A 19,638-nucleotide genomic window follows, 5' to 3' on the forward strand; every position below is an offset into this window, starting at 1 on the left:
GAGTTTTAAATGGGCTAACAAGTATTATGCAAGATCCTAATACTGCAAATCAAGGAGATTTAATTTTTAAACTTGATCAAGATAGAGCATGGCTACTAGAAAATCTTGATAAGGGTAAATGGCCAGAAATCAGAAGCGAACTTGCCGCGCTTGAAAGAAAAATAAGCAAATTAATTATAAGTGTTCAAGAAAATAATGTTGATATTTGATTTAAAAAGGTATTTCGTCCACTTCAGGTACCAAAGGTGAACTATCCCAACTAGATTTTTTGGAGGTTTCTTTATTTTCAAATGATTCATTATTTTCTTTTTGATCAGACTTAGTAACATCAACTGGCGATATTTGATGAATTTTTGAAGCTGTTAGTTCTGGTTGCTTTTCTTTCGTTCCGTCTTTTCTAGTGACAGAATTCATCTTTAATCGTCCCTCAATAACAATATTTTGCCCCTCCTTTAGTTCATCTACCATTTCTTGGGCAATATTTCCCCATCCTATGATCTTGAGATCTCTGGTTGGATCTTCAGTACGTAATCCTTTAAAATTAACAATCATTTCTGCAATTGGAGTTTGGTTTTCTTTGGTATACCTCATTTGCGGAGCGCTATTAATGACCGCCTGAATTAAACAATGATTCATTACTTACTATTTAATTAAAGACATACTGATGCAGAATCAAGGAAATTGCTATAAAAATGTTTGGATCCTTTCAGGAACTTCGGATGGACCTGTAATAGCTAATAGGCTTCTTGAACTTAATTATTCAGTCTTTGCAAGTGTTTTAACTTATAAAGCAGGGCAAGCTTATATTGAAAATCCAAAGTTACATATCATTACGGGGAAATTAAATAATAAAGATCAAATAATTAATTTCATAAATAAAAATAAAATCACATGTGTTATCGATGCTACTCATCCGTTTGCCGCAATAATTTCTAAAAATCTTAATAATGCATGTAAAGAGATTAATACACCTCTTTTACTATTTGAGAGGAAATCTCTAATAAATAAAACTAATAATTTTTTTTATATTGATCATTTAAAGGATATAAATAATGTTGATATTGAGAATAAGAATATTCTTCTTGCAATAGGATCAAGATTCCTTAACGATACAGCTAATTATTATATGAATTGTAAAGCAAATGTATTTACGAGGGTACTTCCAACTTACGAAAGTATAACTAAAGCTTTTGGATCATGTGTTAAAAATACAAACATAGCGATACTTGAACCGAGTAAAAATAATAAAAACATTTTAGAAAAAAAACTTTGTGATTTTTGGGAGATAGATTATGTTCTATGCAGAGAATCTGGAAGTTATTCACAGAAAAACTGGGAGAGTATAGTTTCTGGAAGTAGAATGAAGTTATTTTTGGTTAAAAGGCCGAAAGTTAACAATGATTATTCTTACTCTTTTGATCAACATCACAATTTGATAAATCACATAATTAAAAAATATTGATGTTTAATTCATTATGGAAATATTAGTTATTATCACAACTGAATCAAGTAAAGCGAATGCTTTGCAAATGGCTAAATTACTAATACAAAATAAACTTGCAGCATGTGTTTCGATAAAGCAAATTTTTTCAATTTATAAGTGGGATGATGATATTGAAGAAACTAAAGAGTTTGAAATCACAATAAAAAGTAAACTAGAATTTAAAGATTGTTTAATTGATTTCGTAAATAAAAATTCCACATATTATATCCCTCAAATTATTTACAAAAAATACCATGCTGAGATGAAATATTATGATTGGTTGAATAAGACTATTTGATTAAATCTATTTTATTAACTCTTTAAGATCAATATCTGTTCTAGATCCTAATTGCGTAATTATTTGTCCTGCGCAAATTGAAGCTATCTCTCCGCATTTTTTGAGGGAACAATTGTTTATTAATCCATGGATAAATCCTCCCGCATAGATATCTCCCGCTCCTGTAGTATCAATAATCTTGCCTTTCGTTATTGACTCAATTATTTCAACATTATTTTTGTTAACGATCAGAGAACCATTGCTTCCAAGTGTTACTATGACTAATTCACATAAGGAAGATAGGTTTTCTTGGCAGCTCGCTAATTTGTCTTTTTTAAATAGACTCAACACTTCGGATTCATTACAAAAAACAATATCTACATATTCATAAATTAATTCCAAGAAACTCTCACGATGTCTATCTACACAAAATGAATCAGACAAAGAAAGGATTATTTTTGTATTAGATTGTTTTGCAACTTGGGCGGCTTTAATAAAAGCTTTTTTAGCTAATTCGCTGTCCCATAAATATCCTTCTAAATATAAGTATTTACTTTCCTTAATAACAGTAAAGTCAATGTCCTTTGGTTCAAACTCTACAGATGCTCCTAGGTAAGTGCACATAGTTCTTTGTGCATCAGGTGTAACCAAAATGATTGAATGAGCTGTTGGAGCACCTTCAATAGTAGGTGGAGTATTAAATATAGTTTTACTTTTTTTTATATCGTCAGAAAAGAAATTCCCAAATTGATCATTTTTCACTCTTCCTATAAACTGCACATCATTGCCTAATTCTGCTAAAGAAACAACGGTATTTGCTGAGGACCCACCTGAAATTTGTTTGATCACTTTGCAATTTTCTAACAATCTCTGAGATTCATCAGAATTAATTAGATTCATTGATCCTTTATCCAGATTATTTATCTCAAGAAACTCATCTTCAATACTTACAATAATATCTACTATTGCGTTGCCCAGACCAATGAGATCGACTTTTTTATGTTCAAAATGTCTAAAGGATTCCTTCATTAATTTGGAACTAAATTACCTTAGCAGTGCTCTTTTAGGACCATGTATTGGGTCTTCAATTACTATAGTTTGATCTCTATTCGCCCCCAACGAGACAATGGCAATTGGTACCTCCATTAATTCAGCTAAAAATCTTAGATAATTCATAGCATTTTCTGGGAGATCAGATAGTTTTCTGCAATCTGCAGTTGAACATTGCCAACCTTTTAATTTTTTGAAGATTGGCTTACATTTTTTTAAGTCATCTGAATTTGTAGGAAAGTAGTCTATTTCCTCTCCATCGAGATCATATGCAATGCAAACTTGAATCTCATCTAACTCATCTAAAACATCAAGTTTCGTAACGGCTAAACAATCAAGACCATTTACAGATACAGCATATTTACCAATAACTCCATCAAACCACCCACATCTTCTCCTTCTCCCAGTAGTGGTTCCAAATTCACTGCCTCTATCACAGAGTTGATCATTAATACTTCCTTGTAATTCAGTTGGGAATGGTCCTTCACCTACTCTTGTGGTGTAAGCTTTTGCGACACCTATGACTCTATCAATTAAAGTTGGACCCACTCCAGCTCCAATACATGCCCCTCCTGATATAGGGTTTGATGAGGTAACAAAAGGATAAGTTCCATGATCTAAGTCAAGTAGAGTCCCTTGAGCACCTTCGAAAAGAATATTTTTCTTGTTTTTCGAGGCTGTATGGATAGTCCTCGTACAGTCAACAACATGCTTTGATAATCTTTCACCATAGTCAAGATATTCTTCAACAATATCTTCTAATTTAAGTGGTTTAATGCCATAGATTTTTTCTAGTAGACCGTTTTTTTCTCTTAATGGAATTTCGATCACATCACTTAGCCTTTCCTTATTGAGCAAGTCTCTTATCCTAATGCCATTTCTTTGTGATTTATCCGCATAAGTTGGGCCAATCCCACGACCTGTTGTCCCTATTTTGTTTGAACCTCTATCAGCCTCCATCGCTTCATCTAATATTCGGTGGTAGGGCATTGTTACATGTGATGTTGATGAAATTTTTAATCCTGAGATATCAATTCCATTATCAATTAACATGTCAATTTCTTTAAGCAAGATTTTTGGATCTACTACAGTTCCCGAACCAATTAGACAAGAAGTATTTTTATAAAGTATCCCTGAGGGAATTAAATGTAATTTTAAGACTTTATCATCTACGACAATAGTATGACCTGCATTTACTCCCCCTTGATAGCGCACGACAACATCTGCCGATCGACTAAGTAAATCCGTTATTTTACCTTTTCCTTCGTCACCCCATTGGGCTCCGATTACAACAACATTGGCCAATTTTAGAAGAGCATTATTTTTGTGAGAATATTCAATATATTCAAAAATCTTGGTTTACTTTTAAAAAGTAAATGAATTGTATCAACTTTCTCTTAGAACCATTTTTTCAGCAAGAGAAAATTCTTTGGTTAAACGCTCTTTAAGTTTATCTGGCAAAGGTCTACTTGCAAAGTTTTTGTAATGACCTGCCATAGCATTTAAGGCTGTTTGCATTGTGGTAAATGATTGCGTTTTATTCACCATCCCTCTATTTCTATATCTGGAAATATAGTCAGTTATGAGTGTAAGAGCTTCACTTCTTACTTCATCTTTATTTGGAGAATCTTTTGGAGTATCAACAGCTGTTTGTAATGTTTTAACAACTGAAATTGTATCCTTTGTATAGTCACCTGTCATAGCGGTTTTTGCAGCTATGGAAGGGGAACTAAATAGTGTAAAAACAACAATTAAGGATATTGCAAAAGATATAGCTTTGGTAAGATTCTTAAAAAATAGTTTTGATGTCCATTTCAGTAACATAACTTAGCTCCCAAAAAAAATAAGCCTCAAGACTTTCTATTGTACATTATTTCAGATTCGGAAATAAATGTTTCTAACAATTTATCAGTACTAATTTTAAGCTTAGTATTATTTGTCCTGCATAAAAGTTCTACTTTTTTATTAATAGAATCTCTGCCAATAATTATCTGGAAAGGAATACCAATTAATTCTGCATCTTTAAATTTCACTCCAGCTCTATCGTTTCTATCATCAAGAAGGACATCAATTTTATTAATTAAAAAGTTGTTATAGATATGCTCAGTAAGATCAATTTGAATTGGATCTTTTAGGTTTGTTGGGATAATAATAACTTCAAAAGGAGAAATCTGGATAGGCCAACAAATGCCTTTTTGATCATGATTCTGTTCGATAGCGGCTTGAGCTATTCTTGTCACTCCTATTCCGTAACAACCCATCCATAAATTTTTTAGCTGACCGTCCTTATCAGAGAACTTTGCATTTAGTTTTTCACTATATTTCTGACCAAGTTGGAAAATATGTCCAATCTCGATACCTTTTTTTTCTTTAAGTTCTTCATCATTATTAATACTTACTTTATCTCCTTTTTTGGCATTCCTGATATCCCCAATTAGATAGTCTTTCGATTCAAAAGAAAATTCTTGAAAAACTTTATGGAAATTAAATTTATTCCCACCACTTATAAAATTTGAAAGGTCACTTGCAGAATGGTCAATTATTCTTGTCCATTTTTTATCCCAATTAGAACTAGCTTTAATAGTTTTATTATCTAAATCTGGCCCGATAAAACCTAAAGGAAAATTAACTAGGTTTTTTTCGATAGTATTTTTGTCTTCAATCTTTTTAAGATTGAGGAGATTGAAATTATGAAGTTTATTGATTAAGTTAAAAAGCTTTACTTCATTAATATGTTGATCGCCTCTTATGCATGCAAGAATTGGGACCTCAAATTCACCTTCGAACTGTGCAAGGAATATTACTACTTTAATAAGCTGACTAGGGTCTAAATTGTTATTATCGCAAACTTCTAGGATTGTTTTTTGCTGAGGTGTTTCTAACCATTCTGCAAGATTTTTCCCAAGTGGAATAGGTTGAGAAGGGAGAGAAACAGCTTTTTCAATATTGGCAGCATAAGAACCACTTTGAGTAAATAAAATGGAATCTTCCCCAGAATCAGCTGTGACCATAAATTCTTTAGATGAGGCGCCTCCAATTGCCCCACTATCAGCCTCAACTCCTACTGTCTGCAGTCCACAAGATTTAAAAATATTTTCATAAGCATTGCCCACCTTTTCATAGAAAGAAGCCAGATCGTTTTCAGAAGCGTGAAAAGAATAACCATCTTTCATTATAAATTCTCTACTCCTCATCAATCCAAACCTTGGCCTTATTTCATCTCTAAATTTTGTTTGAATTTGATAATAACATTGTGGTAATTGCTTATAGGAGTTGATGGTCTCTGATGCAATACTCGTGATAACCTCTTCGTGAGTTGGAGCTAAACCAAATTCTTTACCTTGTCTATCTTTGAGATTAAACATTATTCCTTCCCCTGCAGTATATCCTTCCCACCTTTCACTTTTTCTCCATAAATCTGCAGGATGAAGTTGGGGTAATAGTAATTTTGTACAACCAATACTATTAAGTTCTCTCTCTATTATTTCGGATATTTTTTCAATAACCCTAAGCATTATTGGCATATATGCATAAATACCGCTGTTAACTCTGCGAATATACCCAGCTTTTAAAAGTAATTGATGTGAAATAATCTCTGCTTCAGAAGGTGTGTCACGAAGTGTCCCCAGAGGAAATGAGGTTGTAACGCGCATACAAAAAAATTCCTTAATAATATTTAATTTTATCAATTAAGATGGAAAATTAATTTAAAGTGTCTTGAGTCCCTCAACGCGGCTAGTCTAAAAATATTGTTTCTGCTAACTTCTTCAGTAATGAAGTTCAAACTCTTTTAAAAGTTCATTATTACTAAAACATTTTCTTAAGTTTATGGAAAATATAGATTCCAATATTTCAAGCGAAGAGGAATTAGTAGGTATTGATGAAGTTCAAAAATTTCTACACAGATCAAGAGCTTCTGTCTATAGGTACACAAATACAGATTTAAGAAATTTAAACCCTAGTTTTAATCCAAGAAAACTAAATCCCGAATTTAGAACTGATCAAAAAGATCCTTTAAAGTTCCATCCTAATGAAGTGGCAAGGTTTGCAAAAGATATTTTAAGAATTAAGGAGGTTACTGTAGAGGTCTTTAATACACCTTCATCCGCTGCTCAAAATGTACTGGTGCAAATATTAGACGAACTAAAATCTATAAGGTCTTTGCTAGAAAAAGAGTAATTAAAAAGTTACTAATCAATGTTTTGATTTATTGACATTTTGAATGTAGGATAATGGTGTTTAATTATCTCCTTAATCTTTACCAATAAAGAGTTCTTGAGTTACACGAAATCAAAGCAGTTTATTCAAAGTAAATCAAGCGAAGAATCTTCTCATGGTTCTGCCCGAAGTGATTTTGAAAGAGATGATGATGACCCCTTAAGTATAAGGAGTTTATCAATAACATCTTTGGGTATTATTTTTGCCTTTTTGACAATTTTTTTACCTTCAATAAGCATTTTAATTGGCAGACCTTTATCTCAAGGAAACGAGATAATTCATAATCACGATTTTAAAAAAGATGGACCTTAGTTCAATACCTCCATCTCCAATGAAGGGAATAGTGAATATTGTTGTTGAAATACCTGCAGGGAGTAGGAATAAATATGAATATTGCTCTGACGCAGGAATAATGGCCCTAGACAGAGTATTACATTCTTCAGTGAGGTACCCTTTTGATTATGGTTTTATCCCAAATACCCTCGCTGATGATGGAGCTCCCCTTGATGCAATGGTGATAATGGACGAACCTACTTTTGCGGGTTGTCTAATAAAAGCTAGACCTATTGGAGTTTTGGATATGCATGATTGTGGTGCTTATGATGGAAAACTTTTATGTGTGCCTATGGCTAATCCTAGGCAGGCTAATATTGTAAGTATTAATCAAATTGCTCCTAATCAGCTTGAGGATGTTGCAGAATTTTTTAGAACTAGTAAAGGACTCGATGGAAGAACAGTTCAAATTGATGGTTGGAGGGATTTTGATGTAGTTGAAAATTTATTGCAAAGTTGTAGGCCCCCAAAAAAGAAAAACTTTAAAGTACTTAAGAAATCAAATATTAGTAAATTAAATTGAAAAAAATAATTTTTTATAGTTATTTAAAATGCTCTACATGCCGAAAAGCTGCAAAGTGGCTTGAAAGCAAAGATTTTGAATTTCAGTTAATTGATATTGTAAAAGAACCTCCACTTGTTAATTATTTAAGTCTTGCCTTAGAACAATACTCTGATAATAAGAAAAGGATTTTTAATACAAGAGGTAAAGCCTTTAAAACTCTTAATCTTGATATTGATAGTTTGTCAAACGAAGAAATTATTCAACTTCTTTTAAGTGATGGCAAATTAATAAAAAGACCATTTTTGATTTACGAAGAAAAAAAAGTAATATTAGGTTTTAACGAAATTGAATATGAAAAACAATTTATTTAAGTTTAGAAAATCAAGACTTTATTAATTCTATGCCTGGTTCCATAAAAAGTTTTTTAAAAGAATGGGGTCTGCTAATTCTATTAACTTTTTTTGTTTCTTCTTGCAGATCATTTTTGGCAGAACCACGTTATATCCCTTCTGGTTCAATGCTCCCAGAATTACAAATAAATGATAGGTTAATTATTGAAAAATTTTCGTTAAGAAACTCTTTACCAAAAAGAGGAGATATTGTTGTTTTTAACTCACCTTACTCGTTTGACAAAAAATTAATCTCATCAAGATCTAAGCCTTTACCAAAAAAAAGAAATTGTTTTTTTATGAGTTTTCCTCCAATGTCGTTTATTCCTGGTTTGAGGGATAAAGCTTGCGATGCATATATTAAAAGAGTGGTGGCACTTCCAGGCGAAATTGTAAGTGTAAACTCTAATGGTGAATTAATAATAAATAATAAATTAATTCCTGAACCCTATGTCTCTTATAAATGTTCATTAACCCTATTTAATAATTGTGGTAAATTTGAAAACATAAAAGTGCCAGAAGATCATTTTTTAGTTTTAGGTGATAATAGGGCAAATAGCTGGGATGGAAGATATTGGCCTGGAAGTAAATTTCTTCATAAAAAAGAGTTAATTGGCAAAGCATATTTCAGATTTTGGCCTCTTAGTCAAGTTGGCTTTTTCAGTAAATGAAGCCTTTTCCCTGACTCTGACTTCATCAAAATAAATTTTTGACAAGGTTTAATTTAAAGTGCTCCTGAAGCAGTTGAATCAAATATTCCCCCTAGGTGTGTTGTAATGTTAAGAGCACTAATCACAGGTGGCTTATTGGGATCATTAAAAAGATCAATTATAGTTATGCCGCCATTACCCTGTTTTATCATCCAAATATTTGAATAATTAATCCCAAGGATATTACAAATTAGAGTTTTATTGACTGCATCATGAGCAACCATGAGGGTTTGATCATTATCCTTTTGATATAAACAAATTTTGTCAAAAGCTTCTACTGACCTTTCTGATACATCTTTTATACATTCACCTTCGGGCATTATTACTTCTTCAGGTTTATCATGCCAATTTTTTAGTAAAGCAGGCCACTCTTCTCTAATTTCTGCTTCCAATTTCCCCTCCCATAATCCGTGACTGATTTCTACTAGTGAATCTATTTTCTCAATTTTTAAATCTTTGTTATTTTGAAGGATTATTTGTGCAGTCTCATAAGGCCTATGCATTGAACTTGAAAATGCCTTATTAAAAGAAATATTTCTTAAATATTCAAAAGTCTTTCTAGCTTGATCCTTTCCGTTTTCATTTAAAGGGATATCAATTTGGCCTTGAAATCTACCTTCTTTGTTCCAGTTAGTTTCACCATGCCTTATAAGAAATATTCTGGAATCTCCAATTTTATTTGGAATATTTTTATTAAGATGGGAAGTTTGATTTAAGCATTCAATTTGAGTCTTATAAGAGTTATCTTTCTTTGAAATATTGAGTATCGAGAAAGAAGCATTTTCTAATCTTATTTTTCTAAAACCTTGCTTAGGCTTTCCTAATAACAAAAGTATTAAACATCTGAGAATTGCATTATGTCCAACAACTAAAATATTTACATCATCTTTGTCTAGATAAATTTTTAAAATATCTTCTAAAAAATTTGTTGCTTGAAAAAATAACTCTTGAATTGGTTTATAAGTTTTATTATCGTTTCTTTTTAAGATAAGATTTTCTGGATCATTTTTCCATGTAGGGTAAATTTCTGGAAATTTCTTTTTTATTTCATCAATTTTTAGACCAGACCATTCATTAAGATCTACTTCTAGCAAATTGTCGTCGAATAAAATATTTTGTTCTTTATTGAAGGCCTTTTTAATTGTTTTTGCAGTCTCTGCCGCTCTGACAAGTGGGGAGGAATAGATTTTATCGAAGTTTATTTTTGATAATGCTTTTCCTGCTTTTTGGGCTTGTTCGTATCCTTCATCAGTTAATAATGAATCGTCTGTTCTTCCTTGAATTAATCCTTTAGCATTGAAACTGCTTAGTCCATGCCTAACTAAAACTAATCTTATAGCCATTATATAAATTTGAAAATTAAGATAATTTAATCATCTCATGGAGTGATTAAAATAGATACATAAATATAAGGAAATTCAATGATAACTAACTATAGTTTTCAAGAATATAATAAGTTATGAACTTTAAAAATACTTCTAAGTCAAAACTCACTTTAGCTATTATTTCTATCGTCATAACTTTTTTTGTATGGCAACAAGGATTAAGAGACAGTTTAAATAGACCATCTGTTTCATTTGATATTAGTCAAAAAGAGCAAGAAATTGCTGAATTATCTGTCCAATCAATACCTTTAAATCTTAAAAAATTTTTTATCATTAATGATCCTGTTGATCAAATAAATAAATCACTCTCTGATGTCTCATTTGAAGAGCTAACAGAAAGAAATAAATTAATTCGAATAATTACTTCTGAATCAAATGATCCTTTAATTTATAAAAATATATCCAAAGATTTTGAAGATAAAAACTATAAATTTCTGATTGATGAGCTAGAAAAAAAATCTGATAATAATACATATAAAGTAAATTTCGAAAAATTTGATTTATTTAAAGGTGATAGATTTTTATATCACCTTTTAAGCCGCAAATTTGATTTTGACGATAGTGCATTAATAACAAAATCATTTTCACGTAAAATGTTTTTTAAAATATTAGCCATAAGACTAATACCACTTTTAACAATACTTATTGGCTCTATTCTCGCTTTAAAAATATTATGGACAACCATATCTTTGAAAAAGTTTGGTTGGCAAGAAATTAAATCCTTAGATTTAGAATTAATAGATATGGTTTTATTAATTGCAGGTGGATTTGTTGTTTTAGGAGAAGTGGTATCACCTTTATTTTCTATCAGTTTGGTCGAACTTTTTTCTAAAAATATCTCTAATGAATTGTCTCAATCTTTAAAAATTTTCTTTGGATATCTTTTTATGGCTATTCCTCCATTATGGATAGTTTTTTATCAAATTAAATCCTTGAATGGTGAATTTACTTTTAAAAAGGATTATTTACAGTTCAATTTTTTGCCAATAAAGTATGCAATTTTTCAGGGAATTAAAGGTTGGTTAACAATTGTTCCTTTTGTTTTATTGATTTCTCTTATTATGAATAGTCTGATCGATAATCAGAATGGTAGTAACCCCTTGCTGGAAATTGTTCTTAACAATAATAATTACTTATCATTTTTTCTATTATTTGTAACAACAACTATATTAGCTCCTCTATTTGAAGAGATTATATTTCGCGGTATTTTGCTTCCAACTCTTTCAAGAGATTTTGGAGTAATTTCGGGCATAATAGTTTCAGCTTTTATCTTTGCATTAGCCCATTTAAGTTTGGGAGAAATGCCTCCATTATTTGTTCTAGGGATTGGATTAGGGATTACAAGAATTGCTTCTGGAAGTTTGTTTTCTTCAGTTATCATGCATTCTTTATGGAATGGATTGACCTTCTTAAATTTATTCTTATTGAGGACATAAAGAATTTAATTTTTTACTTGCGAATCAAACAAAAAAATGTTTATTTAATTAATAACACTTCTTTTATTTAAAAATAAATCATAGATGAAACCTTATGGTAATCAACTTAATTTAAAAAAAAAAGTTTCATATGAAAGTAAAAAAAATTCCGAAAAAATATCCATAATTAATATTAAATTAGTACATCAAATTTTCGACACCATTAATATCTCTCTTTTGGTATTAATTTTCACCTTATTTTTCTTATCTTTTAATAGTCAAAGAAAATGGTCAAATACATACAAAAACTTATCTAAAACAATATCTATCAATAATAATCTCATTGATTATATTTCTAAAATTGAGGAATTTTATATAAGTGAACTTGAGTCTCTCCATATTTATAGAAAAACTAAACCTGAAGATTTAATCTATCTAGATAAAATTCCAGAAAGAAAAGAAAGTTTGTTTAAGAAAAATTTAAGTAGTTTCATTGAAGGTTTTAGTGATAGCAAATATCAAAGGGGCTATTGATGAAAAAATACAAAAAGATTGTTCGTCTAATACCCCTTGATCAAAGAAGATTTAAATTTCTCTATATTTTTAACTTACTATTAATATTTTGTTTGTTCGGTAGGTTAGTTAGATTGCAAGTCTTTAACGCCTCTGATTTGCAAAGGAAAGCTAGATTAATACAGTCTTCTAAAACTAATGCCTTAAAAAAAAGGAGAGCAATTGTTGATAGAAATAATAGACTAGTTGCTTACGATAAACCGCTCTATAGATTATGGGCCCATCCAAAATATTTTAATTTTCCTGGAGATTCAATTAACAGAGTTCGCAGTGTTGAAGAAGTTATAGAAAAATTGTCACCTATCTTGGATATAAATGGTGAAATACTATTGAGTAAATTTAGTAATAAAATGAGTGGTATCAAGCTTTTGGATAAAATTTCCGAAGAAAAGGCTGAAAAGATTAAAAACCTTCAAATAAGTGGCATTGATTTATTTAAATATTCGCAGAGATATTATCCTCAAGGCAAGCTTTACTCTAATCTTGTCGGTTTTGTTAATGATGAGAATATAGCTTCAGCAGGTTTAGAGCTTCATTTAGATAATCAAATTAAAGTTTTTAATAAAAGTAATTTAATAAAAAGAGGAGGAGATGGAACTCCTTTACCGGATAATTCAGCTCCAGGTGATTTTGTTTCTGATTACAAAAGTTTAGGCCTAACTATAGATTCAAAATTACAGAAAGCTTCATTCAGTGCATTATCAAAGCAAGTAAGCAAATGGAAAGCAAAGAAAGGATTTGCCATAGTTATGGATGTTAATAATGGTCGGATTCTCTCCTTGGTTACAGTACCATCTTACGATCCAAATAAATTTTGGCAGTACGATTCTGGACTTTTTAGGGGTTGGTATTCTCAAGATTTATTTGAGCCTGGTTCAACTTTTAAACCTATTAATCTTGCCTTGGCTTTAGAAGAAAAAGTAATCCAGAAAGATGGACTAGTTGAAGATATTGGAAAAATTAATGTTGGAGGATGGACACTTTCTAATTGGGATAAACAAGGTAATGGATACATTGACTATCCAAAAGTTTTGCAGGTTTCAAGTAATGTTGGGATGGTAAAAATAATGCAAAATTTAGACCCTTCAATTTATTGGGATTGGCTAGAAAATTTAGGTATAAATAAAAATTTAGAGACTGATTTATTTGAATCAACTGCTGGCCAACTAAAGAGAAAAGATTTATTTGTAAATCAATCAATTGAGCCTGCTGTAACTTCTTTTGGCAAAGGTTTCTCAATCTCTCCACTTAAATTACTTCAACTTCATGCGGCTCTAGCAAATGGTGGTTATGAAGTTACTCCACATGTAACCTCAACTTTCAAAGAAAGAGTTAATAAAAATCCAAAAAAACAATTTTTTTCACACGAAGTTTCTAAAACTGTTCTTGAATGGATGGAAAGCGTAGTTGATAAAGGTAGTGGATCTGGAGTGAAAATCGAGGGTTATAGAATAGCGGGTAAAACGGGCACTTCCCAAAAAGCCTTGAATGGTTCCTATACAAATAAAAAAGTTTGCAGTTTTGTGGCGACCTTACCAGTTAATGATCCTAAATATGTTGTCCTTGTAGTCGTTGATGAGCCATCTAAATCTTATGCATATGGTTCAACTGTTGCTGTACCAGTTGCTAAAGAAATTATCGAGAGTCTGATAGTAATTGAAAAAATACCTCCCAAGATTAAAGATCATGGAATGATTGTTAAAAAACTCTAAAATTTTCCAATTTTATAAATATTTAGTTCATTATCTGATGATTTCATTAGGAATAAAAGCTAGTTTATGTATATACATGATTATCTAGATATGAAATCAATTTTAGAACAATTGTCCTCAATGACTGTTGTTGTTGCTGATACTGGAGATTTAGATTCGATAAAAAAATTTCAACCTAGGGACGCCACCACCAATCCATCTCTAATACTAGCTGCTGCTAAGAACCCTGATTATGTGAAATTAATTGATAAAGCTTTAGAAAACTCAGAAAATGCATTGCCCCAAGGATTCTCCGAAATTGAATTAATAAAAGAAACTGTTGACCAAGTTTCAGTATTTTTTGGAAAAGAAATATTGAAAATTATTTCAGGGCGCGTATCTACAGAAGTTGATGCAAGACTGAGCTTTGATACCGAAGCTACGGTAGAAAAAGCGAGAAAATTGATCAATCTTTACAAAAATTTTGGAATTGAAAAGGAAAGAATTTTGATTAAGATTGCTGCAACTTGGGAGGGAATTAAGGCAGCTGAAATTTTGGAAAAAGAGGGTATTAAGTGCAACTTAACTTTACTTTTTAACTTCTGCCAAGCGGTAACCTGTGCCAATGCAAAGATAACTCTAATTTCTCCGTTCGTTGGCCGTATCTTAGATTGGCATAAAGCAAAAACTGGTAAAACTAGTTTTGTTGGTGCTGAAGACCCTGGTGTTATTTCGGTTACTCAAATATACAAGTACTTTAAAGAAAAAGGATTCAAGACAGAAGTAATGGGGGCTAGTTTTAGAAATCTTGATGAAATAAAAGAATTAGCAGGTTGCGATCTTTTAACGATCGCACCAAAATTTCTTGAGGAACTTAAAAAAGAAAAAGGAGAGTTAGTTAGGAAATTAGATGTAAGTACCCAAATAAATAATTCTATTGACTATGAATTTGAAGAAAAAGATTTCAGATTAAGTATGTTAGAAGATCAAATGGCAAGTGAAAAGCTTAGTGAAGGTATTACTGGATTCAGTAAGGCTATTGAAGAATTGGAAGAACTGCTACTAAAGAGATATTCAGAGATTAAAAATCACAAATTGATTTCTGCTAACTAAATTTAAGTTTGAATTGAAAAGAATTAAGTCCTACTTTTTGTTAAAAGCCGTCTGATAACTCTTTTCGCAATATCTTCGTAACTCATTTCTCCCGATAATATTTGAGCAATACGTTTAGGTGCTGTTTTTCTTTTGATCCCTAATTGATATCCAGTTCTGGGAAATCTATAAAATACTTGGGCTATTCTCCTCCCCCAAGCCATTGATTTCCCCCAAATGTTGTTAATTTTTTTTGTATAAAGATTTAAATCATCTACTTTTCCTAACAGGGACTGGTCTATGTATTCTGCAGCATAAAAACTGCTAATTAAAGATGGTCTAATTCCTTCAGCTAAAAATGGATCACATAGAGATGCTGCATCTCCAACCGCTAAAACTTTGTCACCATTAATTGAGTGGAAGCCATTCCATATTCTCAGTTTCTTAATAATTGTTTTATGAGGAAAATCATCAAAACCGAAGCTTCTGATTACTTGTTTATTTATAGTCTGATTTTCTAAAAGACCATTATTTATAAAAGTACCTAAACCAATATTTAAGCTTTCTCTTAAAGGGAATGCCCATGCAAAACCATATTTTATAAATCCAAACTCAAATCTAACTGCATCTCTAGGTATTTCACCTAACCCTTTTAATCTTAATGAGAGTGTGTTTGCAAATTTCGGTTTTCTTGGTCCTAAATTGAAATAACTCGCCCATTTCGATTGGGACCCATCTGCAATTACAAGAAATTTTGTAATATATTTCATTTTGTTATTGCAAGTAATTTCCCATTTATCATTTTTTTTTATGATTTTTTCTATTAATAATGGCCTCATTATCTGAGCTCCATTACTCAAGGATTCATCAAGTAATAATTGATCTAGTTTTTCTCTTTTAACTATCCAAAATGGGGATTCACCAGTCAGATCAGCAGTTACATTATCTGCAGCCTTCCATCTGAATTCAACATTCTTAATTTTTGATTCAATACAATCTTCAATATTTAAAGGAAGAAATCTTTGCATTGAAGATGCCATCCCCCCTGCACATGGTTTGTAATCTTGAGATTTTTCTTTTTCAATAATTAAAACTGAATATCCTTTCTTTGATAGGTTAAGGGCAGTGGAAGATCCTGATAAACCTCCACCAATTATTACAACATCAAATTCTATCAAACTTTTAGAATTTCCTTCTCTTTTTCAGACAATTTAGTTTCTATTAAAGCAATATATTTATCGGTAATTTTCTGAATTTCAGATTGATTATCTCTCGATTCGTCAATAGAAATAAGGCCATCTTTTTCTTCTTTTTTTTCTTTTTCAACAGCTTCTCTTCTGATATTTCTCAAAGCTACTTTTCCTTCCTCTGCATATTTAGAGGCTAATTTACAAAATTCTTTTCTTCTTTCTTCTGTTAAAGGAGGAACATTTATTCTTATTACTTTCCCATCATTATTTGGAGTAATACCTAAATCACTCATAGAAATAGATTTCTCTATCGCTTGTAAACATGAAATATCAAAAGGTTGTATTGAAATTGTTTGCGAATCAACAGTGCTTATAGTGGCAAGCGATTTGATTGGTGTTTCTGCTCCATAGTACTCAACACTTACTCTGTCTAATAAGGAAGCATTAGCTCTGCCTGTCCTGATTGTATTAAAGTTTCTTTGTGTGGCTTCAATACTTTTATTCATATTTTCTTGAATTTCTTTTTCTTTCATAATTAAAAAATAAATGATCTTTAACTAATTAAAGAGCCTATTGGCTCACCAGCAACAGCTTTGGAAATATTTCCTTTTTTGAATATATCAAAAACCATAATTGGGATATTATTATCTTTGCAGAGTGCAATCGCAGTACTGTCCATTACTGCAATTTCATCACTAAGAACTTGTTGATAACTGAGAGAGGAATATTTTCTTGCATCTTTAAATTGATTAGGATCACGATCGTATACTCCATCAACTTTAGTAGCCTTCATAACAACTTCAGCGTTTATCTCTGCTGCCCTCAAAGCTGCCGTAGTATCAGTTGTAAAAAATGGATTTCCGCATCCACCTCCGAAGACTACAACTCTGCCTTTTTCTAGGTGCCTCATGGCTCTTCTTCTGATATAGGGTTCTGCAATTTCCTGCATTTCGATTGCTGTTTGCACTCTGGTTGCAACTCCTACTCTCTCAAGACCATCTTGAAGTGAAATTGCGTTCATTACTGTTGCAAGCATCCCTACATAATCAGCAGTCGCGCGATCCATTCCGTCTGCAGATCCTTTAAGCCCCCTAAAAATGTTTCCACCACCAACAACTATTGCAAGTTGTACATTATTTTCGACTACTTTTGAAACATCCTCTGCAATTGACTGAACTATAGCAGGATCAATACCATAAGGTTTTTCACCCATTAGTGCTTCACCACTAAGTTTTAAGAGAACTCTTTTGTAAGCCATTCAATAATTGTACTTTTAAGACCTTAGCAAGTAAATGCACCAATTTTATTTTTTGTTCAGATATTGCTTGCGTCTTTAAACATTTCTAAACTTGCCTAGAGAGAATTTTAAATAATAATTTACTTCAACTAAAATTCAACACACTTTTGCGCTTTTATTCCTTGTTCTTTAAATGGATGTCTTATTAGTTTCATCTCAGTAACTAAATCAGCGTAATTAATAATTGAATCAGATGCTCCCCTTCCAGTTAAAACAATGTGATTTTTTCTATTATTAAAGCTTTTTAAAAAGGTGATTATTTCTTCGGGAGCAAGATAACCAAGTTTTGTGGCAATATTAATTTCATCAAGAATGATAAGTTTATAAGATTCGTTTTGGATGTATTTTTTGGCTAATTGCCAAGCCTCTTGAACTAATTTTTCATCTCTTATTCTGTCTTGAGTTTCCCAAGTAAATCCTTCTCCTAATGAATGCCAAGATAGGTTTGAAGAAAAGTTTTTAAGTGCTTTTTCTTCTCCAGTAGTCCAACCTCCCTTGATAAATTGAATTATCGCCACTTTATAACCATGCCCTAAAGTCCTTAAAACCATACCTAAAGATGCAGTTGTCTTGCCTTTGCCATTTCCTGTAAAAACAATCAATAATCCTTTTTTTGTTTTTCTAATTTGTAGTCTTTCGGCTTGAATATCTTTTCTTTTCCGCATTCTTTTTTTATATGAGCTCTCATCGCTATCTGGTGAAAATTTACCTCCCATTCCAAGTTTATTTGCTTGATTATCGAGGTTAAGTATTTTCTCGGAAAATGGAGGTTTTTCTTGCATATGACCTTTAATTTTATTTAATCATTATAAATCTTTAAATATTTTTAACTCTTTTAACTTTTAAAAGTGCATTATTTACTGCCTGTTGTTGATCTCTTTTAGTAATCCAATGGTGATAAGTTTGAGTATGTAAACTAACCGAATGCCCCATCATTCTGGCAGCCACAGTATCAGGCAAATCATAAAAAATTGTTCTAACTGCCCAAGCATGCCTTAGATCATAAGGTTTTATTTGCAAAGAGTAACGCTTAAACTGGTCTGTAATTTTTTTTCCAATATTCTGTAAGGTTGTAACTTTAAGGTCTTTATTAATGTTTGGTAAAAGTTCTGGATTTCCGCCAAGTTTTGATAATTCGAACTTTTCCACCCATTCAGGATGAAATGGCCAAACTTGGTGTTCCCCAGTTTTAGTCGTAGGCAAAACTCTTATAATTTTGTCCCCAAAATTAGTAAGAGAACTTAAATCGCAAAAAAATACTTCATGATTCCTTAATCCATATGTAGCCATTAGACCAAAAACAAATTTCCAAGACTTGTTTGGTATCTTTTCCCAAAGTTTCTCTATTAATTCGTCTTTAGGGAGATCTCTAAATCCAGCTTTGTTAAGACCATATCCCCTAGAATTTAATTTCCAATCTTCCGGTAGTTTAATGTCCAAAAACTTAGCTAAAACACTTAGAGAAGTAGCGCATTGTTTCCTACTTCTCGTACCTTCTTTATAACTTTCAAGTGTTTTTTGAAATATTTTTTCTAAAGCTTCATTTTCGTGATCACTATAAACATCTAGGATTCTTTTCATATATGGTTTGTAAGAACTTCTCCAAGTAGTTTTTCTAGTGCTGGTTCGAAAATCACTTTTACTTTCTTTAAAAAAGAATTCCTCGAATTGATTTAATCTTTTTGGGAATTCAAAACCATCTTTTATTTCCTTTTTATAAGGGTTGGCTATCCAATTAATCCAATCAAATTGATTTAATTCCAATTGCAGATTGATTAATTGCAATTTTTTTTTGGCTTCCTCTAATCCAGAAATATCAGCCTTTAAGCCAAGAGATATTCTTTGAATTTTAAAGTTATTGTTATCTTCTTTGGAGGGTAGTGAACCACGAATATTTAATTTCTCTCCTCTTTTCTCAATTTTAAGCTTACTGCCTTTAGTAGCAAATTTGTCATTGACATTATTAATTTCCTGAATTACGTTCATTTACTTATATAATTGACCATATAATGACGTTTTTAATGTTGATT

At 31.4% G+C, this 19,638-nt stretch carries 23 protein-coding genes; 12 read left to right on the forward strand and 11 right to left on the reverse strand.

Going from position 1 to position 19,638, the window contains the following annotated elements; all coding sequences use genetic code 11:
* Positions 1–26: 26 nt before the first annotated feature.
* Positions 27–209: a hypothetical protein gene (locus AMO19_RS06005; RefSeq protein WP_075440528.1), complete on the forward strand. Its 183-nt coding sequence runs from the start codon at positions 27–29 to the stop codon at positions 207–209.
* A gap of 1 nt (position 210) precedes the next feature.
* Here the strand turns inward: AMO19_RS06005 and AMO19_RS06010 are convergent, their stop codons facing one another.
* Positions 211–636, reverse strand: coding sequence for a single-stranded DNA-binding protein (locus tag AMO19_RS06010; RefSeq protein WP_075507709.1), 426 nt, complete (start codon positions 634–636; stop codon positions 211–213).
* Between the two features lie 28 nt (positions 637–664).
* Between AMO19_RS06010 and AMO19_RS06015 the strand changes: the two genes are divergently transcribed.
* Both AMO19_RS06015 and cutA read left to right on the forward strand, forming a co-directional pair.
* A complete protein-coding gene (locus AMO19_RS06015; protein WP_075507710.1) occupies positions 665–1,462 on the forward strand; it encodes a precorrin-6A/cobalt-precorrin-6A reductase in 798 nt (265 codons plus the stop codon).
* A 13-nt stretch (positions 1,463–1,475) separates the two neighbouring features.
* Positions 1,476–1,781 carry a divalent cation tolerance protein CutA gene (cutA, locus tag AMO19_RS06020; RefSeq protein ID WP_075507711.1) on the forward strand — a complete coding sequence of 102 codons (306 nt, stop codon included), beginning with the start codon at positions 1,476–1,478 and terminating at the stop codon, positions 1,779–1,781.
* A gap of 6 nt (positions 1,782–1,787) precedes the next feature.
* On the opposite strand, the gene AMO19_RS06025 is transcribed toward cutA, so the two are convergent.
* From AMO19_RS06025 to AMO19_RS06040, 4 genes are all read right to left on the reverse strand, one after another.
* Positions 1,788–2,789, reverse strand: a complete 1,002-nt coding sequence (locus AMO19_RS06025; RefSeq protein ID WP_075507712.1) for an adenosine kinase — start codon at positions 2,787–2,789, stop codon at positions 1,788–1,790.
* Between the two features lie 15 nt (positions 2,790–2,804).
* Complete coding sequence (locus AMO19_RS06030) at positions 2,805–4,115, reverse strand: adenylosuccinate synthase (RefSeq protein ID WP_025887755.1); 1,311 nt, start codon at positions 4,113–4,115, stop codon at positions 2,805–2,807.
* A gap of 81 nt (positions 4,116–4,196) precedes the next feature.
* Complete coding sequence (gene psb27 / locus AMO19_RS06035; RefSeq protein WP_025926148.1) at positions 4,197–4,634, reverse strand: photosystem II protein Psb27; 438 nt, start codon at positions 4,632–4,634, stop codon at positions 4,197–4,199.
* A 26-nt stretch (positions 4,635–4,660) separates the two neighbouring features.
* Entirely contained in the window at positions 4,661–6,463 is a 1,803-nt protein-coding gene (locus AMO19_RS06040) for a proline--tRNA ligase (RefSeq protein ID WP_075508042.1), read from the reverse strand.
* Positions 6,464–6,638: 175 nt separating this feature from the next.
* On the opposite strand from AMO19_RS06040, the gene AMO19_RS06045 reads away from it, so the two are divergent.
* The 5 genes from AMO19_RS06045 to lepB all read left to right on the forward strand — a co-directional run bounded on the left by AMO19_RS06045 (position 6,639) and on the right by lepB (position 8,926).
* A complete protein-coding gene (locus AMO19_RS06045) occupies positions 6,639–6,989 on the forward strand; it encodes a resolvase (RefSeq protein ID WP_075507713.1) in 351 nt (116 codons plus the stop codon).
* Positions 6,990–7,085: 96 nt separating this feature from the next.
* Complete coding sequence (locus AMO19_RS06050; protein WP_025894160.1) at positions 7,086–7,340, forward strand: hypothetical protein; 255 nt, start codon at positions 7,086–7,088, stop codon at positions 7,338–7,340.
* Complete coding sequence (locus tag AMO19_RS06055) at positions 7,330–7,884, forward strand: inorganic diphosphatase (protein ID WP_075507714.1); 555 nt, start codon at positions 7,330–7,332, stop codon at positions 7,882–7,884. The genes AMO19_RS06050 and AMO19_RS06055 overlap by 11 nt, the downstream gene beginning before the upstream one ends.
* Positions 7,881–8,237 (forward strand): Spx/MgsR family RNA polymerase-binding regulatory protein, encoded by a 357-nt coding sequence (locus AMO19_RS06060; protein ID WP_075507715.1) that lies wholly within the window; start codon positions 7,881–7,883, stop codon positions 8,235–8,237. The genes AMO19_RS06055 and AMO19_RS06060 overlap by 4 nt, the downstream gene beginning before the upstream one ends.
* A gap of 29 nt (positions 8,238–8,266) precedes the next feature.
* The gene (gene lepB / locus AMO19_RS06065) at positions 8,267–8,926 is read left to right on the forward strand and encodes a signal peptidase I (RefSeq protein ID WP_075507716.1); all 660 of its coding nucleotides are present in this window, start codon (positions 8,267–8,269) and stop codon (positions 8,924–8,926) included.
* Between the two features lie 53 nt (positions 8,927–8,979).
* Here lepB and AMO19_RS06070 read toward each other — a convergent pair whose 3' ends face one another.
* Positions 8,980–10,308, reverse strand: coding sequence for a histidine phosphatase family protein (locus AMO19_RS06070; protein ID WP_075507717.1), 1,329 nt, complete (start codon positions 10,306–10,308; stop codon positions 8,980–8,982).
* Between the two features lie 116 nt (positions 10,309–10,424).
* Between AMO19_RS06070 and AMO19_RS06075 the strand changes: the two genes are divergently transcribed.
* From AMO19_RS06075 to tal, 4 genes are all read left to right on the forward strand, one after another.
* Positions 10,425–11,786, forward strand: a complete 1,362-nt coding sequence (locus tag AMO19_RS06075) for a CPBP family intramembrane glutamic endopeptidase (RefSeq protein WP_075507718.1) — start codon at positions 10,425–10,427, stop codon at positions 11,784–11,786.
* An 84-nt stretch (positions 11,787–11,870) separates the two neighbouring features.
* Positions 11,871–12,299 (forward strand): hypothetical protein, encoded by a 429-nt coding sequence (locus AMO19_RS06080; protein ID WP_075507719.1) that lies wholly within the window; start codon positions 11,871–11,873, stop codon positions 12,297–12,299.
* On the forward strand, positions 12,299–14,050 hold the full coding sequence (locus AMO19_RS06085) for a peptidoglycan D,D-transpeptidase FtsI family protein (protein WP_075507720.1): 1,752 nt from the start codon (positions 12,299–12,301) through the stop codon (positions 14,048–14,050). The genes AMO19_RS06080 and AMO19_RS06085 overlap by 1 nt, the downstream gene beginning before the upstream one ends.
* A gap of 90 nt (positions 14,051–14,140) precedes the next feature.
* Positions 14,141–15,142 carry a transaldolase gene (tal, locus tag AMO19_RS06090; protein ID WP_075507721.1) on the forward strand — a complete coding sequence of 334 codons (1,002 nt, stop codon included), beginning with the start codon at positions 14,141–14,143 and terminating at the stop codon, positions 15,140–15,142.
* A 23-nt stretch (positions 15,143–15,165) separates the two neighbouring features.
* Here tal and AMO19_RS06095 read toward each other — a convergent pair whose 3' ends face one another.
* The 5 genes from AMO19_RS06095 to AMO19_RS06115 form a co-directional block, all read right to left on the reverse strand.
* Positions 15,166–16,299 (reverse strand): NAD(P)/FAD-dependent oxidoreductase, encoded by a 1,134-nt coding sequence (locus tag AMO19_RS06095; RefSeq protein ID WP_075507722.1) that lies wholly within the window; start codon positions 16,297–16,299, stop codon positions 15,166–15,168.
* Complete coding sequence (gene frr, locus AMO19_RS06100) at positions 16,296–16,844, reverse strand: ribosome recycling factor (protein WP_075507723.1); 549 nt, start codon at positions 16,842–16,844, stop codon at positions 16,296–16,298. The genes AMO19_RS06095 and frr overlap by 4 nt, the downstream gene beginning before the upstream one ends.
* Positions 16,845–16,864: 20 nt before the next feature.
* Complete coding sequence (gene pyrH / locus AMO19_RS06105) at positions 16,865–17,569, reverse strand: UMP kinase (RefSeq protein WP_075507724.1); 705 nt, start codon at positions 17,567–17,569, stop codon at positions 16,865–16,867.
* A 128-nt stretch (positions 17,570–17,697) separates the two neighbouring features.
* Positions 17,698–18,390 carry a cob(I)yrinic acid a,c-diamide adenosyltransferase gene (gene cobO, locus AMO19_RS06110; protein WP_075507725.1) on the reverse strand — a complete coding sequence of 231 codons (693 nt, stop codon included), beginning with the start codon at positions 18,388–18,390 and terminating at the stop codon, positions 17,698–17,700.
* A 34-nt stretch (positions 18,391–18,424) separates the two neighbouring features.
* Positions 18,425–19,594 (reverse strand): site-specific integrase, encoded by a 1,170-nt coding sequence (locus AMO19_RS06115; protein ID WP_075507726.1) that lies wholly within the window; start codon positions 19,592–19,594, stop codon positions 18,425–18,427.
* Positions 19,595–19,638: the final 44 nt, after the last annotated feature.

Origin of the sequence: Prochlorococcus marinus (assembly GCF_001180245.1) — a bacterium.
Lineage (GTDB): Bacteria > Cyanobacteriota > Cyanobacteriia > PCC-6307 > Cyanobiaceae > Prochlorococcus_A > Prochlorococcus_A marinus_F.